The following is a 16,069-nucleotide window of genomic DNA, read 5'->3' on the forward strand; positions in this document are numbered from 1 at the left end:
GCAAGACATCGTTGTCTGGAGGAACTATGGCCGGTTCAATGGAACAGATCAGTCCTCCGACATACACGGACGCTTGCTGTGTCATGGGTTTTTTGTGACTCACATCGCGTGCGTACCGCGAGCGCTCAAGATCGGATCGAAGTTAGTGGCTTTGGTAAGCAAGGAACCCTCAGGACGCGCATCACCGGTTCAATGCCGCGATATGCTACCTTACGCGGCCTGTAAACGACCCATCTGCAGTGACTGAAAGGAAGAGGGAGATTATTTCCGTTAGACGTCGAATGGTCTATGATAACAAACTGTTAGAGATCCGATAAATTTGATCTGACCTCCCGGAAATCATGTCATCATGATAGAGAAACAGGGGCATTTGGTCAAGGAAAGGTCTCGTTGAATTGCGGAGAACCGCAAAACAGCAACGTGTTGACACGCTTCCGGCAAAACCTGAGAGGGGACGCGGCAGCACCAGCCTGGCGAGTGCCCCGAGTCTTCCGGCTCGTTGCCATAAATCGACCCAACGGCTCCTCTTCGCGCGGCCACTACTCGCTGATGTCTGATTTGAAGTCAGACGTTCCTAACCGACAAAATACTGAATGTGATGCCGGCCGTGCACCGCGGACTTTTCAATGCGAGCCCGAACTCCGAATACATCGCGAACAAGCGTCTCAGTGAGAACCGTCTCGGGCGGACCGACGGCGACCACACGACCACCCTGCAGGACGGCCAGGCTGTCGCAGAACATTGCCGCCAGATTGAGATCATGCAATGCGATGACGCTGGTGACCGGCAGTCTCGTGACGAGATCCAGCAGCTCCAACTGATGCTGAATATCGAGATGATTGGTCGGTTCGTCGAGCAGCAGTTCCGTCGGCGTTTGCGCAAGCGCGCGAGCGATGTGCGTGCGCTGGCGCTCGCCACCTGACAGCGTCCGCCATAGCTGCGTGGCCTTGCTGGTCATGCCGACCTGTCCCAGTGCAGCATTGACGGCGGCCTCGTGCCTCGCATCCCACGGGGAGAGGGGCCCCCGATGCGGCGTTCGCCCTAAGCGGACAACATCCTTCACCGTGATTTCCGCATCGGTTGTCGCTTGCTGTTCGACCAGCGCGAGACGCCGGGCAATCTCGGGACGCGCCATCGTGCTGATATCGCTCTCGCCAAGTTTGATGACGCCGCTTTTGACCTGCCGCAGCCGGCAGATGAGACGCAACAGGCTTGACTTGCCTGAGCCATTGGGCCCGAGCAGACCAAGCGTCTTGCCTGCCGCGACATTAAGGCTCACGCCGTCGACGATCATTGTGTCGCCGGCGGACCAGCAGACATTCTGGATCGATATGCTCATACCGGCCTCCTTGCCTTGTAGAGGATGAAGGCGAAGGCAGGAGCACCGAAAAGCGCAGTGACTACGCCGATCGGAAGCACCTGCTGCGGGATGATCGTGCGCGAGACGATATCGGCAAGCACCATGAAGATCGCGCCGATCAACGCTGTTGCCGGCAGTATCCGCCGGTGCGCGGGGCCGACCAGAAACCGGGCCGCGTGCGGAATAACGAGGCCGACGAAGCCGATTGAGCCGACGATGCTGACAACGGCAGCGGTCATCACGGCCGTCAGCCCAACGAGGATGAGGCGCACGCGATTGACCGGAATGCCGAGCGCTGCGGCAGAATCCGTTCCGAAAGTGAAAGCGTCGAGCGCACGCGCATGAAACATGCAGATGACAAAGCCGCCGCCGGCGACGGGGGCCACGAGAAAAACGTCCGGCCAGCGCACGCCGCCGAGACTGCCGAGCAGCCAGAACATCACACCCCTTGCCTGCTCGGCGTTGGCCGAGGTCGTGACAATGTAGGATGTCAGCGCATTGAAGAGCTGCGAACCGGCTACACCTGCCAGGATGATCCGATCGGTGCCGCCTCCTGCGCCTGCGGCCAAAAGGGAGACGAGACCGAAGGCTGCCACTGCACCGAGAAAGGCACCGGCCGAAAGCGTCAGTACGCCTGAGCCGAGGTTGAGGATCATAACGGCGACCGCGCCGGTCGAGGCACCCGCCGAAATGCCAAGCACATAAGGTTCGGCAAGCGGATTGCGGAGCAGGGCCTGCAGAATGGAGCCCGTTACGGCAAGAGCCGCGCCGGAGCTTGCAGCGACCAGGGCACGGCTCAGTCGATAGTCCCAGATGACACCTTCATGAACCGGCTTGATCGCGAAGGAGGCACCGAAGATGCGATTGGCAATCGCTTCCGCAATCGTCTGCAACGGAATGACGATTTCGCCGATCGACACGGCGAGGCTTATCGCCAGCATCAGAGCAGCTAGCGATAGCAGGAACAAGGCGGCAAAGCCGCCCCGCCCGTTGCGTTGCATGGCGCCGGTGGTCACTGAACCAGTCCAAACTGCCGAATGGCTTCCGCGAGCGTCTCGATCCCGTCGACAAGGCGGATCGACGGGCTCATTGCTTGCGAGTCCATCACGACGAGGTGCTTTCTTTCAACGGCGTCGATCTTGCTTGCGACAGGATCGGTTTTAAGAAACTCCAGCTTGACGGCCGGATCGTCGGCGGCATAGCGGCGCCGATCCATGCCGGCGATGACGATGATCGCAGGATCGAGGCCTGCGACTGTTTCCCAGCCGACCAACGGCCATTCCTCGTTGGTGGTGATCACATTCTTCGCCCCAAGGGCTTGCATAATATAGGCCGGCGCTCCGTTGCGGCCGGCCATGAAGGCTTCGCCGTTGATTTCTTTGCTGGAGAACCAGAAGATGACGGGAATGTCCTTAACCTTGACACGGGCAACGGAGGCGATCGCTTTTGCCTCGCGTTCCTTCAGCCTTGCGATCAGCGCCTCGCCGCGGTCCTGAACGTTAAAGATCGCGGCCAGCTCGGCGATCTCCCGATAGATCACCTCCGTCTTCAGCATCTCCTTGCGGACGCCATCGCCGCCGGTGGCATTGTCCTTGGCCGCGCAATCGGCCGGCGCGACATAGCTGTTGATTCCAACCTTCGAGAACTGGTCGTAGGTTCCGACGGAACCGCTCGGGCCGACATGCCACTCGAACTCGGCAGTAACAAGTTCAGGATCGGTTTCGACCACCGACTCAAAGCTCGGATCATTGTCGGCAAGACGCTTGATCTTGTTGTTTTCGGCTTCGAACGGCTTCAGCACGGGGCTGAACCAGACCGCCGTGCCGGTGATGCGATCCGCAAGGCCGAGCGATAACAGGATTTCGGTCATCGCTTGCCCGACCGATACCACTCTCTCCGGTGCTTTCTCAAAAGTGACGGATCGTCCGCAATTTGTAATCGTCAAAGGGTAGGCGGTGGGCGCGGCGAAAGCGGACGCAGAAATACCGCAGACCGCCAGTGCCGCAAAAGCGAAGTGCAGTAGATATCGCCGAAAGTCTAAATTGTTTGACATGGAAATGCTCACGAAGAATTGGGGAGGCGTCGGCGCGGTGCCGCGATCGCTCCGATGCTGATGGGAAACGCGTAGGTGTTCACCGGCCATGTCTGCGGGCGTGCCGCCGGAATGACTGGTGTCCGTCTTAGCGATTGCGTTGTATTGAAAAGAGCGATCCGTTCCGTCTTGTGCGGAAGGGCCTGCGCCTGATGGCGGCGTCAAAAGAAATCATCTCGTCTCCTGTTCCGGGCAACCCCGCCCGTTCAATTGGATCTCTCTTTGACGGCAGGTCTCCTGGCTCGCGGATATGCGCCGGACCATCTGCCTTCCCATGGGAACGAGCCCACAGTGGCATGGCGCTTGGCGCCACGAGGATGATCGGCAATCCGCTTACAGTTGCGGGGGCAGCCACGGTCTTGGTCCCTTCTGGGTCGTCCGCACCGTGTTCCCTATTAATCCCCTTGGAGTCTTCCTCGGGGAACCGTCCCGCTCAGTTATGCCGAGCGCGACGGCCGCGTCAAGCTGCGCCAAGGCAAAAGCGATTAATGGACGGCGCCCGATCCGCCGACGGCGACGACGCTGAATGGCTGACCCTCAACCGGAATGGCTCGAACCTTTTTCATGGTCGCAATATCGATGATCCGGACGAGGCTATGGCGAGGATCACTGATAGCGATCTGATCGCCAGCTACCGCACGCCTGGGGCGCGGATCGCGCCAGTGCCCATCCTTGCTGTATGGCTCGGTAACGGTTGTCGATGTCGTGATTTCGCCGCTCAGGATGTCGACGAGATGCAGTTGCCCGTCTTCGGTCAACACATAGGCGTTCTTAACCCGCGCAGGATCGAGCGCGAAATCGATGCGCCGGGTCGGCAGGTCTACTAGGCGGTAGGGTTCGGTGCTGTCTGGATCGATCAGCACAATCTTGTCCTCGCCATAGTTTCCCAGGAAGAATTGCATCGCCTTGCTGCCAAGCAAGGTCGTCACTTTTCCCTTCGGCAGCTTGTCGCCATATTCCAGCATCTTAAGTTGCACGGTCTGCTCTTTGCCGGGACGCGCAATCAGGACACCTTCCTCGCAGCCGAAGGCAACGAGCTTTGCGGAGAAGGCTTCTCCGTGCAGCGCCGTGCAGGGTGCGACGTCGCCGACCTGTGCACCGCTTTCATCCAGAACACGCAATCCCAGCCGTGGCGGCAGTTCATCCGCTTTGGTTTCCTGGGTGGTATCCGGAACCGAGACGAGCATATTCCGCCCCATGGGCACGGCGACACCATGGTGAGGTGCCGTCGCGTCTATGAGCTTTTCGGACGGCTTGCCTTCGAGGATGCCTTCTTCGGAAACGAGCTTGGCTTTGCCTTCGCGGTCGTAGAACAATACCACGTCGTCGCCACGCATGACGGCGTGAACCGGCCGTTTTCCGTCGAGTGCGGTTGGCAGCAGCGCAGCTTCGGACGTTTCCAGATCGCGATGCTCGCCATGATCAGAAAGCGCCACACCGGATTTGATCATTTCGACGGTATCGGCCTCCGATTGGATGGCGAAGATGGTCTGGCCAGAACTGCTGGCTGCAAGTGCCGCATAGCCCTTCAACCGAAACTCGCCGATCCGTTCTCCTGTCATGAGGTCGAATGACCGCGCTATGGGAGCCGTATGATCGGCGACGAACAAGCGCCACGTCTGCTTTTCCTCTTCAGCAAAAGCCGGGTTCATCAGGATACTTGCTACTGCAAACCCTCCGGCCATCGTCAATCTGGGCATCATGGAAAATCTCCGTTGATATGTAATAACATTACGTTAATAGGGATGTTTTGAAAAAGTGTCCAGCCTCCGAAGCTGAAATCAGGAAGCTCCTGAAGCCAGACGGTCCGATGCGGTTCTCAAATGAACTCATCAACGCATTCAAATGAGCGAATGCGGTTGAGATGGCATCCAACAATGACTATCTGGTGCCAGCTTCAAGCGGACTCTCCAAGCAACAAAAAGGTATATTCCGGCATGATCCCAGGTTTCCTCGTCACCCATTCCGGTGGCTTCCATGCCGACGAACTAATGTCCAGCGTCATCCTGACCCGGCTCTTCCCGCAGGCCCGTCTCATCCGCAGCAGGGCGCCGGAATGGATCACGCCCGGCGTGGACCGCATCATCTACGATGTGGGCGGCGCGTATGACGCAGCAGCGCAGATCTTCGACCACCATCAGCGTGGCGCGCCGGTGCGCGAGGACGGCCGACCGTATAGTTCGTTCGGATTGATCTGGAAGCATTATGGCCGTGACTATCTTAATGCCTCGGGCCTTCCCGAAGCGCATATCGAGACCATACATGCCTCTTTCGATGCCAGCTTCGTGCTGCCGGTCGATCTGGTGGACAATGGCGCGGTTAGTCCATCCGTTGCGGGACCACTGGCAGGGTTGACGCTGCCCGCGTTGCTGGAAACCTTGAAACCCGTTTTCGATGAGACAGACCCGGAGGCGGAAGACCGCGGATTCCACTCCGCGCTGGCCATCGCCCGGAGTTTCGTGGAGGCAAGGATAGCCCAAAGTGCTGCAAAATTGCGGGCAGAGGCGCTTGTCCATCAGGCAATCGAGAATACGGGCCAAGGACGCATTCTGGAACTTCCAGTGGGAATGCCCTTCCGTCCCGCGATCATGAAGGCAGGCGCCGATCACCTGCTGTTTGTCGTTCACCCGCGCGAAAAGGATTGGTGCCTGACGGGCATCCGACGCGAGGACGAAGGCTTTGAGCTGCGCGCAAATCTGCCTGCAGCCTGGGCTGGGCTGACGAACGGTGATCTGGAGGCGGCTTGCGGCGTCGATGGTGCGAGTTTTTGCCATAACGGCCGCTTCATCGCCGCCGCCAAGACCCGTGAGGCCGCACTCGCCATGGCGGAGTTGGCGGTAAAGGATGCTACCATCGGGCAGAAATCGATAGTCGTCTAAAGCGGAGCCGTTTTAGTCGCTTGGACGCCCGGAAAGCGATGGGTAAGATTGGCGGTCCGATCATTGTCGGTGTATGCTATGTTTCGACCACCGTGGGCAATCGCCCCATGCGCTGCAAGAGCCCATCGCACTTAGACGGAGTTCAAGATTGGCCGTTGCTTTCACCAAGGAAGAGAGTTTCGAAACGGCTTCGGAAACCCTCTTGCCAGACCGTCCGATTTCACCGCATCCGAACCTTGTTACGGAAGCGGGGTTGAGGGCTCTTGAGTTGCAGCTTCAACAAGCTCGCGAGGCCTACGATGGCGCAAGCACGATCGAAGACGTGAATGAACGGCGACGGCAATCAGCCAACCCATTGCGTGATCTGCGCTACTTTTCGGAAAGAGTTCGCACGGCTCAACTTGTCCCCGACCCGGCTTCAACAGATACGGTTGCCTTTGGGAGCACGGTGACCTTCAGCCGTGACGACGGGCGCGTCCAGACCTATCGCATCGTGGGAGAGGACGAAGCGGATCCCAAGGCCGGATCGATGTCCTTCGTATCGCCGGTCGCAGGGACACTCAGGGGCAAAGCGGTTGGGGATATCGTCAGCGTGGGCGATCAAGAACTCGAGATCATTGCGATTTCTTAGAGCGCACATCTCGCCGCTGCGAACGCGACGGCTCTGCAAGCGTTTCTCGAACAGCTTCTGGCCATATGAGATGTCGGGCATCGATCATTCTCTCGTCGCGGAGGCATGCTCGCGCACCTTCTCCAGTCGGCCCAAGGTCGATATTCGATTGGTTGGTGTGCCATGCAATCAGCCAAGGTTGACATGCCACCGGCATTGGAACGCTGGCCGCAGACCTGCGCCATCCCATGTTTTAATACGGAGTGAGGGCGGCCGGTCTCGCATCTGCCTTGTCGTGGATAGCAAAGCGGTCGACCATGGTCGCGCTTGCCTGATTGAAACCTACGACGGAAACATCGACGCCACTTCGACGATACCTGAGGACCACCTTGTCGAGCGCCGCCACTGAGGTGATATCCCAGAGGTGGGCAAGACTGACGTCGATGACGACCTTGCGCACCGAATCGGTGAAGTCGAAGGCTGCAACGAAGCTTTCGGTGGATGCGAAGAATATCTGTCCATCCACAGCATAGGTTCGTTCCTGCCCGTCCATGCTAGTGGTCTTGGTAACCCGAAACATCCTTGCGACCTTCCCAGCAAAGAAGACACCCGACAGGAGCGCACCCAAGACGACGCCTTTTGCGAGGTCTTGGGTGGACACCACCGTGACAACGGTCACCAGCATAACAACGGACGACGGGAGCGGATTGCGACGCAGGTCGAGGATTGAACGCCAGGAGAACGTGCCGATAGACACCATGATCATCACAGCCACCAATGCCGCCATGGGAATGATCCTAACGAGGTCGTCGAGCACAAGGATCAAGAAGAGCAGAAATGCCCCGGCGACGAAAGTTGAGAGCCTTCCGCGACCGCCCGAACTGACGTTGATCACCGATTGGCCGATCATCGCGCAACCGCCCATGCCTCCGATCAGGGCGGACGCGATGTTGCCCGTACCCTGTCCAATGCATTCCTGGCTCTTGTTGCTGGCCGTATCGGTCATGTCGTCGACGATCTGCGCCGTCAACAGTGATTCGAGGAGCCCGACGGCTGCGAGCGTGATCGAGTATGGCAGGATGACCTGCAGTGTCTCCAGCGCAAACGGCACTTGCGGCAGTGCGAGGGTCGGAAATGAGGATGGCAGTTCGCCAAGGTCGCCGACGGTCCGCAGATCCATGCCGGTCCACCAAGCGGCAACGGTCAGTGCGACGATAGCCACCAGCGGCGAGGGAATTGCTTTGGTGAGACGAGGAAATAGATAAATGATGGCGAGTCCGGCAGCGATCATCCAATAAGTCTGAACGGGCACGTTGATCAGCTCTGGAAGCTGGGCCATGAAGATCAGGATAGCCAGGGCATTCACGAAGCCAGTGATGACCGAGCGCGACACGAACCGCATCAGACGGCCGAGCTGCAGAAATCCTGCGATGATCTGGAGTACGCCCATGAGCATGGTTGCGGCAAAGAGGTATTGGATGCCATGTTCTTTCACCAGCGACACCATCACGACTGCGGTGGCGGCTGTCGCGGCGGAGATCATGCCCGGACGACCGCCCGTAAACGCACAGACACACGCGATTGCAAAGGAGGCGAACAAGCCGACTTTGGGATCAACGCCTGCGATCACAGAGAAACCGATCGCTTCCGGGATGAGCGCCAGGGCGACGACGATGCCGGAAAGAATATCGCCGCGAATGTTGGAGAACCATTCCTGGCGGTAAAAAGAGAGACTTTTCATTGAGAATTCCGCAAAAGTTCAGGACTAACCGGACGATATGGGCCGGTTCAACATCAGGATGTTGTTGCGTTGTCTGGCGGATAGGCGGCCAGAAGAGCCACCCGGAGTTTCACCGGGTCCGTGCGAATGCTCCCGTATAGCCAGAAGTCGTGCTGCCTTGCAATATGCTGCCAGCGAAGCCGTGCTTCTCGGAAGTTTGACGTTGCCGTACTGAGCGGGGCTTCAACGAGAAATTCGAGGAACACGACCTGATGGGGATGTCGCTTATCGCCGCGACGACACCTGGCTATCTGCGTCGCTGGTCGGCCCGGCTTGAAACCGGTTCTGTGCCGGATGATCTGCCAAGCCGGAATTTCGAGTTGGGAAGGCCAGCGGCATCGCTTTCCGGATCGGCCGCGGTTGGATCTTGTTCGCGCAGGCACGTGAGGCGATCGCAGCAGATGAAAGGGGGCAATGGGATGAGCTTGCCCTGCTGCACGATCCGTGTCTAGCATTCCAAGAAACGCGATGGTTGCGTCCGAAACCATACAATCCTGAAACACCAACGGCCTCAGCATACATCATGGCCGCTCATTCGGCACGTCCGGTCGGGCGGCCTTGGGTCAAGGTAAATTCCACCGCTTCGCCGGGCGCCGTTTGACGGCCGCCGGTGAAAATCATCTTGGATCTGGCCTCAGTGAGAAATCAGTGAGGATAGCCCGCTGGTTTTTGAGTATCTTCTGCTCGGCCTGCGGCAGCGAAAACCAGTTCGCCCTGTCCACTTCCGGAAACGACCTCATGGTTCCCGATCTGGGTGGCCATTCGATGTGGAATGTGTTGCTGGTGATTGTTTTCACATCGATGCAGACGTCGGCCTCGACCGCCCAGGCGATCACGATTTTGCCGCCAGGCTGTTTGTACTCTCCGAGACGAGCGAAGCATCCATCGATGTCCACACCGAGCTCTTCCTTGACCTCGCGCCGAGCTGCCATCAACTCATCTTCTCCCTCATTAATCAGACCCTTCGGTATCGACCAGGCGCCGTCGTCCTTCTTGATCCAGAACGGTCCTCCCGGATGAACCAGCAAGACTTCATGATGGCCATCGACCTGGCGGTATATTAACAAACCGGCACTGCGCTTTGCCATCCTGGCCTCCTAGCTGTGCTGCCGCCTCATCTCCATGGCAACCTCAATCCGATCTTGCCCAACAGGTTCCAATGTGTGCTCCTCCTTTGCGAAAACGGCGGCGATGTTCCCGCTCCGCTTCGTAAGGTCGTCCAACTGGTCTCCTCAGGCAGCCACGATAATGCGCGTGGTCATCTCATTCCAATGGCATCATGAACTTGCCGAAACGCACCGATGATAACATCGGATGCATCGCGCCGCCCGCCTGCGCTTTAACCTTACCGGCTAAGCTTAACGCCACCTTGGGCTTGCAAGATTGATTGGCTGTGACAAGGTGATGCCATGACGAACATCAGGCCTCCTCAATACAGTGTCGAACAGCTCGAACGCTCGCGCGATTGTGATGCGATCTGCTATGAAGCCCTTACCGATGTCGTGCGCTGCGCCGTGGCGGCAGGATGGCGCGAGGAGGAGGTGGCTCTCCATCTCGCTGATGCAGCAGAAAGCTATATTGTTTATCTGGCAACCAAGCCGACACGTCGCTGGATCGCAGCCAATAGCAACTGATGGGAAAGTGGGCCTAGTGGACTAGGATCCGCGTTTGGTGCCAATATGCTGGCTTGGACGACGGTCGTGCTTTATCAGTGCCTCGCGTGCGGTTAACGAACTGGGTACTCTGCGGGGTGTTGGTGTCGCGTTTGCCTTCAGGATTAATCCGGTGTTGCGTGGTTGAGACCGATGTAACGCCGTCCTTTGCAAGCACAGCCCCGAAAGGAACGACGAAGCGATATGGAAAACGTGAATACTGTACATCTGGCCCACAATCCGCGCAGAACAACGGACGTGGATGCGGTGATCGGAGCTCGTCTCAGGCTCGCACGTGCTAATGCGGGCTTGTCTCAGACGATAGTTGCGGAACAGCTCGGGGTGACTTTCCAACAAATCCAAAAATACGAAAAAGGGTCGAACCGGATCAGTGCTGCGACACTGCATAACATCTCGTTGATCTTTGGCCTGCCCATTACGTTTTTCTTCGACGACGTAGGAAAAGCGGACGTCGCGCCAAATCAGGCGCTTGAACGGCAGGTCGATCTCGCGATGACAAAGCGGGGACAGAAGCTTCTTGGCGTTTTCCAGCGCGCGTCGCCAAAGCTTCAAGCCAGCATCGTTGCCTTGTTGCAGGCGGCGGCCGGAAGCGGTGACGATGAGGATCTCGAGCTCGACGAATGACGAGCCGCCCATACCGCCTCGATCGCTCGTGAGGTGATGCTAATTGCCGGCTGCATAGGCACCCGCCAGGCCGCCGTCGCAGCGACAGAGACCCGGCGGCAGCTTCCTGCGGCCGCACCGGGTCTCTTTTGCCGCAGTAGGGGTCCCACGGCCTGACAACGTTGATTGCTGTCGGTGAGTCGCGCCACCTCAATGAAATCGTAAGGATAACGGCCGGTAAATATCCACTGGTGATGTTTCCGCCCGGAACGTTGTCCGTGAGCGTGCTGGTTGAGACATCCGCTTCGAACTGAGGAGGATTGACCAGTGAGAACCTTGCACGTGGAGATCTCGTCAAAACGGGGACCGGCGAGCTAAGCGAGACGTTCGAGCTGTGTCCGGACTGCCAGCATCGGCAATGTGGCTGACCCCGGTAAGTGGCCTCGACGTCGATCTGCCTCGTTGAATTTCATTAGCAAATTTCCGCTGTTGCGCGGCTGATACTGACGGACTCGAGCCGAAGAAATTCTGTTCCCTCGCATCCCTGGATACGTTTCGCGGCTGCCTTACCGGAATTTACGGCAAGACGCCGTCTTAGGTCTATTCAAGGCCATAACGGCCATGCTCATTTTGGTTGCACGTGCTTTTTCGCTTAGGTTGCACATTCGTGAGACAATTCGGCTATAAACTCTGCCGGCGGCCATTTGGGGGATCGGACAGCCAAGGCGCGGCGTGGCGCGTTTTCACTCGGACGAATGCTGATGGCGCTGATGCGCCTGAAATGGGGGGAGGCTGGATAAAAAGGGCGTCGTGAGCATTGTCGCTACGCCGCCACCCGGATTTTGCCTTTGCCTCATATTCAGAAACGTCTATTTATGTCGGCGCAAAATGCGATTTGCCGGACGAAAGTGCGGCAGGGTTAAATGATCAAAGGAAGACGATATGGCGACCGGTACGGTAAAATGGTTCAATGCAACGAAGGGCTTTGGTTTCATCCAGCCGGACGACGGAAGCGCTGACGTCTTCGTCCACATTTCTGCGGTCGAGCGGGCTGGCATGCGTGGCCTGAACGACGGCCAGAAGATTACCTATGAGCTGGTGAAGGATCGCAAGTCCGGCAAGATGTCGGCGGACAATCTGCAGGCTTGAGCCTGATTTCGATGCGACAGCCGGAAGGCCGGGTTCGCCCGGCCCTTTCGTTGCCAATGTCTTGGGCACCTTGTTGGTTTCGCTCTGGCAGAGTAACACCTTGCGAACATCGGGCATTACCGAGGAACGCAATACGACGACAGTGACAACAAAGGGCAAGTTCCGAAACCTGTCCGCGATCTGCTGCGGCTCGTTCCCGGAAGTAAGGTTGATTTCCGCTCTGCCGCCGATGGCAGCATTGTCGTGGTGCGAGCGGACAAGAAGCAGCCTGTAAGCCGGTTTGCGCAGTTGCGCAGCCATGGGGTAAGGTGCCCGGGCACCGACGCCATCATGGCCTTGACACGTGGCGACGCTTGACCCTCATCGATACCAATATCCTCTGAGACGTTGCCACCGATGGCCCGGAGTGGGTGGATTGGTCGATTGCACGACTTGAAGCGGTGAGAGAGACGGGGAGCGTCCGGGCTCGTTCACTCGCCTCTGGCTGCTGTCTCGAACTCTGCTTGTAGCTCCGCTTCGCGCCCGAGATAGCGCGGAGAAAAATGCATCGGGATCCGGCGTGCCGCTTTTGCGGCAGCAGCGATCTGCCCAGCCTGGCGGGCTGTCAAATGCCGTTTGGACTCCGCGAGGCGCATGTCCTGTTCAAGAAAGACGCTTTCGATGAAGAGATAGTCCGCGTTTCTTGCAAGCCTTGCGATTTTATTCACATTCGCCGGTGTGAAGGCAAAGTCGGTGGCATAGACGACCCGCATTCCGGGCGCCGTGACAAGCGCTCCAGAGGCTAGCAAATCTGACAGGATAACTTGCCGTTCGCCGTCAATGGAGATGGCCGTTTGAGGATCAGCGCGCCCACGCACCAGCCGCTTGGCCTCCGTCAGCCATGGCCCGACGGGCAGCCGGCACCTTTCCAAGTCTACCTTATGAACATTGACACGGAGCCGTTCCTGAAACGCGAAGGCAAGGGATGGAATTCCGTGATCTAGACGCGCCGCTTCGACGTGAAAGTTAGGCTCGTCGTAAAGAATGTGCGAGGAGATTGGCAGATCGGAGGGAATGCCGGGCGCGAAACGCCAACGTGACTTGAAGCTTTGCTGTTTGACGGCATTGCCTGCGTTCCACTCGACGGCGCGGATGATGAAATCGGGCGAAGTTTCGTCGAGGAGGTTCCAAGTATAGGCCCGAAGCTTGGCTTGGACGGCATCGATGATGCCTAGTGGTCCGAAGATCGTCAAAGCGGCGTCGCGATGCAGAAACAGGCGTAGAAGATGGTCGAAGCCAATAAAATGATCCATGTGCATATGTGAGACGAAGACGTGCTGCACGCGCAAGATTTCTCGAGTTGACAGGCTGGTGAGATCACCGAGATCAAAAAGAAGGGCACGCTTCCCGAAGCTGAAGTCGAGCAGCAGCCCGGGATCGCCGAACACGTCATTCACCAAACGCGGCTGCACCATCAGGACCAACTTCGTAACTTCATCTTGACCTCGTTGCTCGCGTGCGTGTCTCCCGCACGCACCTTGCTTTAGCGTTTGCGAACTCGGTAGCCTCGGCGTCGTCTGATTTATGACTTTCGTCTCGACGCTGCCCATGGCTTTGAAACCGGCAACATCGACCCGAAAGGCTCCGAACCCGGCGGGACGGACGGACCCAGCAATTCGGAGACGGGTACCTGACTTGGTCCGTCACCTCGCGGAGTCCGCTGTCGGTTAGCGGGGCGACGAGGCGGCATTCTCTCGGTGATATCCGTAACCGCATCCATTAAGAAAAGTTCCCTGATGAGATTGCAGGCATGCAGCGGAGCGTTCTCTGAAGCGGTTCGCCTCGATCTCAATTTGGGGCCGGGCGAGCTTCCGACTGGACGATGTTGGAGTGCGCGCGCCTGCCTCGGAATTTTATCGGAACCTTCAGCCTCTGATGCGGTTTAAAGGGCTAAGACAATCCAGTCGGGCCGGCGAAAGGATCATTGCGATGCAGATCAGCAATTTCAAGGACATGTATCTTGCCGAACTTCAGGAACTTGTAAGCACCGAAGCGCAACTCGCCGAATCGTTGCTGCAAATGGCCGAGGTGGCGTCGCATCCGGCCTTGAAGGAGGCGCTCGTCCGCCACCGCGAACAAACAGAGGTCCAGAAAGAACGTCTCGTGTCGCTCCTGCAAAAACATGGAGCTGACCCGACGGCGCATACCGACCAGGCCATGCAGGCGCTGATCGGCGAAACCGAAAAAATGGTCACCATGCTGAAGGGCAACGACCTTCGTGACGCGGGTCTCATCGCCTCAGCCCAGAGGCTCGAACATTACGAGATCGCGGCATACGGTACGGCTGCGGCTCTCGCCGGGCAGTTGAACCTGCGCGACGATCAGCAAACGCTGCACACGAGCCTTGAAGAAGAGAAGCAGACGGACCTTCTCCTGACGCAACTGGCCAAACGCGAAATAAACCCGCACGCGGTGGCCGCCTGACCGAACCGCGCAGCAACCAGTGGACAAACGCCAAGCTCTGCGACGTAGCCAACCTGATCCTTGGAGCGATCCTGTTCGTCTCTCCGTGGATTTCGCCTTTGCGGCAGGCCCGCAATCGCTGAACGCATTTGCCAGCGGCATCGTCATTGTCGTGTTTTCGATCGCCGCGCTTGCGGCATATGCCGTCTGGGAGGAGTGGGTCAATCTCATCGTGGGACTGTGGCTCTCGTCTCTCCCTGGCTGCTCGGCCTTCAAGCGACCACAGCCATGACCGTGCATTGATTATCGGTGTTCTCGTCGCCGTCCTTGCGGCGATGGAACTCTGGTTGATACATCAGAACCCGCCGACACAGTCCGCGTAGCGCGGCTCAGCCCTAGCCGACAACCAAAGACGCTGGCATTCGGCGTCCTGAAATGAAAAGGCCCACTGCGACAGCAGCGGGCCTTTGCGCATCCGGTGGATACGAACTTATCTCCCGTTGCTTACTCGGCGAGAAGGTTCTCGGCGGCATTTTTGCCGCTTTTGCTATCGCGCACGATGTCAAAGGTGACCTTCTGGCCTTCCCTTAGATCAGACATGCCGGAGCGCTCCACGGCAGAGATGTGGACGAAAACGTCCGTTGATCCATCGCTTGGCTGAATGAAGCCGAAGCCCTTGGCCGAATTAAAAAATTTAACGATTCCGCTTGTCATAACGATTTCCTTTCAATCGCATAGAACTAGTCGCTCGGCCACATTGCCGACGACGGATGATCGATTTTGAGAGGAAAGATCGCCTTGAACGCAAAGGGCGCCAAAAACAAAGCTCAACAGGCAAGTTCGATATCGTCCACCTATGCGAGAACTGTGTTTGCATAAAGGCCATCATGGAAGCGCTATAGCGGCCCCACCACGGCTGGGCGTGTTCATCTGAAACGAAGAGGTCCGCAGCTCGGGAAGCAACATCACCTCTAAGCAGCGTTTAGCTCGGCTATTTCGCCATACCTTGCAAGCAAGCGGGGCGACGTCATGTCGCCAGTCTCGTCATCGACCATCACGGCATAGGCAGCGACCCCGACGAAGCGAACAGCCATCGAGGCAGCAATCTTCTCAGCCGATTGACCGTTTGAAGCCTGGCGCATCTCCCCCGGCACGAGGTTCCCGCGGTTCTTCTTATAAGGCAGGATGATGAACTTCTCTGCAATTGACATGGTTGTGCCTCTCATTTCGTTCTTTAAATGTTCCCATTGGTGAATCGAGTCAAGCGATTCATTTACCGTTTGATCACACTCGCGCCGCAAACCTTTTCCTTCGGGTGAGGGTAAGGCGCGGTCGGGACGGCATCTTCCTGGCAACATCCGGGAACCGTTCATCATTCCGCCGTCGGCGGCTTGCGAACATAAAGTGAACGCGGTAGCGTCGTCTGCGATGAAAGAGCGCATGGCGTACAAATTCCGCATCTACCCCGACGGGGAGCAGGC

Annotated in this window: 15 protein-coding genes, 2 pseudogenes, 1 riboswitch and 1 other annotated feature; of the genes and pseudogenes, 8 read left to right on the top strand and 9 right to left on the bottom strand. The window is 57.9% G+C overall.

Annotated features, from left to right (window positions below):
• Window positions 1-574 precede the first annotated feature (574 nt).
• From BN1800_RS19395 to BN1800_RS19410, 4 genes are all read right to left on the bottom strand, one after another.
• Entirely contained in the window at window positions 575-1,339 is a 765-nt protein-coding gene (locus BN1800_RS19395; protein WP_087000261.1) for an ABC transporter ATP-binding protein, read from the bottom strand.
• A complete protein-coding gene (locus tag BN1800_RS19400) occupies window positions 1,336-2,361 on the bottom strand; it encodes a FecCD family ABC transporter permease (RefSeq protein ID WP_087000297.1) in 1,026 nt (341 codons plus the stop codon). Before BN1800_RS19400 ends, BN1800_RS19395 begins: the two co-directional genes overlap by 4 nt.
• Before the next feature lie 11 nt (window positions 2,362-2,372).
• Complete coding sequence (locus BN1800_RS19405) at window positions 2,373-3,413, bottom strand: ABC transporter substrate-binding protein (RefSeq protein ID WP_087000263.1); 1,041 nt, start codon at window positions 3,411-3,413, stop codon at window positions 2,373-2,375.
• A gap of 249 nt (window positions 3,414-3,662) precedes the next feature.
• Window positions 3,663-3,896, bottom strand: a riboswitch (cobalamin riboswitch).
• A gap of 41 nt (window positions 3,897-3,937) precedes the next feature.
• Entirely contained in the window at window positions 3,938-5,155 is a 1,218-nt protein-coding gene (locus BN1800_RS19410; protein ID WP_179213828.1) for a metallochaperone AztD, read from the bottom strand.
• 234 nt (window positions 5,156-5,389) lie between these two features.
• Between BN1800_RS19410 and BN1800_RS19415 the strand changes: the two genes are divergently transcribed.
• A complete protein-coding gene (locus tag BN1800_RS19415) occupies window positions 5,390-6,331 on the top strand; it encodes an MYG1 family protein (protein WP_087000302.1) in 942 nt (313 codons plus the stop codon).
• Between the two features lie 148 nt (window positions 6,332-6,479).
• On the top strand, window positions 6,480-6,962 hold the full coding sequence (gene greA / locus BN1800_RS19420) for a transcription elongation factor GreA (protein ID WP_027511570.1): 483 nt from the start codon (window positions 6,480-6,482) through the stop codon (window positions 6,960-6,962).
• A 232-nt stretch (window positions 6,963-7,194) separates the two neighbouring features.
• Here the strand turns inward: greA and BN1800_RS19425 are convergent, their stop codons facing one another.
• Both BN1800_RS19425 and BN1800_RS19430 read right to left on the bottom strand, forming a co-directional pair.
• Window positions 7,195-8,682 (bottom strand): SulP family inorganic anion transporter, encoded by a 1,488-nt coding sequence (locus BN1800_RS19425; protein WP_087000265.1) that lies wholly within the window; start codon window positions 8,680-8,682, stop codon window positions 7,195-7,197.
• A gap of 67 nt (window positions 8,683-8,749) precedes the next feature.
• Window positions 8,750-8,805, bottom strand: a sequence feature (sul1 is cis-regulatory element that is thought to sense ions involved in sulfur or methionine metabolism; They are found in Alphaproteobacteria).
• Window positions 8,806-9,338: 533 nt separating this feature from the next.
• Window positions 9,339-9,809, bottom strand: a complete 471-nt coding sequence (locus BN1800_RS19430; protein WP_087000267.1) for an NUDIX hydrolase — start codon at window positions 9,807-9,809, stop codon at window positions 9,339-9,341.
• Window positions 9,810-10,130: 321 nt separating this feature from the next.
• Between BN1800_RS19430 and BN1800_RS19435 the strand changes: the two genes are divergently transcribed.
• The 4 genes and pseudogenes from BN1800_RS19435 to BN1800_RS43950 all read left to right on the top strand — a co-directional run bounded on the left by BN1800_RS19435 (window position 10,131) and on the right by BN1800_RS43950 (window position 12,503).
• Complete coding sequence (locus tag BN1800_RS19435) at window positions 10,131-10,355, top strand: hypothetical protein (RefSeq protein WP_027511572.1); 225 nt, start codon at window positions 10,131-10,133, stop codon at window positions 10,353-10,355.
• Between the two features lie 222 nt (window positions 10,356-10,577).
• The gene (locus tag BN1800_RS19440) at window positions 10,578-11,018 is read left to right on the top strand and encodes a helix-turn-helix domain-containing protein (protein ID WP_051336689.1); all 441 of its coding nucleotides are present in this window, start codon (window positions 10,578-10,580) and stop codon (window positions 11,016-11,018) included.
• A gap of 921 nt (window positions 11,019-11,939) precedes the next feature.
• Window positions 11,940-12,146, top strand: a complete 207-nt coding sequence (locus tag BN1800_RS19450) for a cold-shock protein (RefSeq protein WP_027511051.1) — start codon at window positions 11,940-11,942, stop codon at window positions 12,144-12,146.
• Between the two features lie 115 nt (window positions 12,147-12,261).
• A pseudogene (locus BN1800_RS43950) lies at window positions 12,262-12,503 on the top strand (AbrB/MazE/SpoVT family DNA-binding domain-containing protein).
• 113 nt (window positions 12,504-12,616) lie between these two features.
• On the opposite strand, the gene BN1800_RS19460 reads toward BN1800_RS43950, so the two are convergent.
• On the bottom strand, window positions 12,617-13,735 hold the full coding sequence (locus tag BN1800_RS19460; RefSeq protein WP_087000269.1) for an MBL fold metallo-hydrolase: 1,119 nt from the start codon (window positions 13,733-13,735) through the stop codon (window positions 12,617-12,619).
• Between the two features lie 379 nt (window positions 13,736-14,114).
• Between BN1800_RS19460 and BN1800_RS19465 the strand changes: the two genes are divergently transcribed.
• Complete coding sequence (locus BN1800_RS19465; protein WP_087000271.1) at window positions 14,115-14,609, top strand: YciE/YciF ferroxidase family protein; 495 nt, start codon at window positions 14,115-14,117, stop codon at window positions 14,607-14,609.
• A pseudogene (locus BN1800_RS19470) lies at window positions 14,606-14,971 on the top strand (SPW repeat protein). The gene BN1800_RS19465 and the pseudogene BN1800_RS19470 overlap by 4 nt, the downstream one beginning before the upstream one ends.
• A 121-nt stretch (window positions 14,972-15,092) precedes the next feature.
• Here the strand turns inward: BN1800_RS19470 and BN1800_RS19475 are convergent.
• Together BN1800_RS19475 and BN1800_RS19480 are read right to left on the bottom strand one after the other, a co-directional pair.
• Entirely contained in the window at window positions 15,093-15,302 is a 210-nt protein-coding gene (locus BN1800_RS19475; protein WP_027513887.1) for a cold-shock protein, read from the bottom strand.
• A gap of 257 nt (window positions 15,303-15,559) precedes the next feature.
• Window positions 15,560-15,799 (bottom strand): hypothetical protein, encoded by a 240-nt coding sequence (locus tag BN1800_RS19480; RefSeq protein WP_027513886.1) that lies wholly within the window; start codon window positions 15,797-15,799, stop codon window positions 15,560-15,562.
• Window positions 15,800-16,069 lie beyond the last annotated feature (270 nt).

The organism is Rhizobium sullae (assembly GCF_900169785.1).
GTDB classification, from domain to species: domain Bacteria; phylum Pseudomonadota; class Alphaproteobacteria; order Rhizobiales; family Rhizobiaceae; genus Rhizobium; species Rhizobium sullae.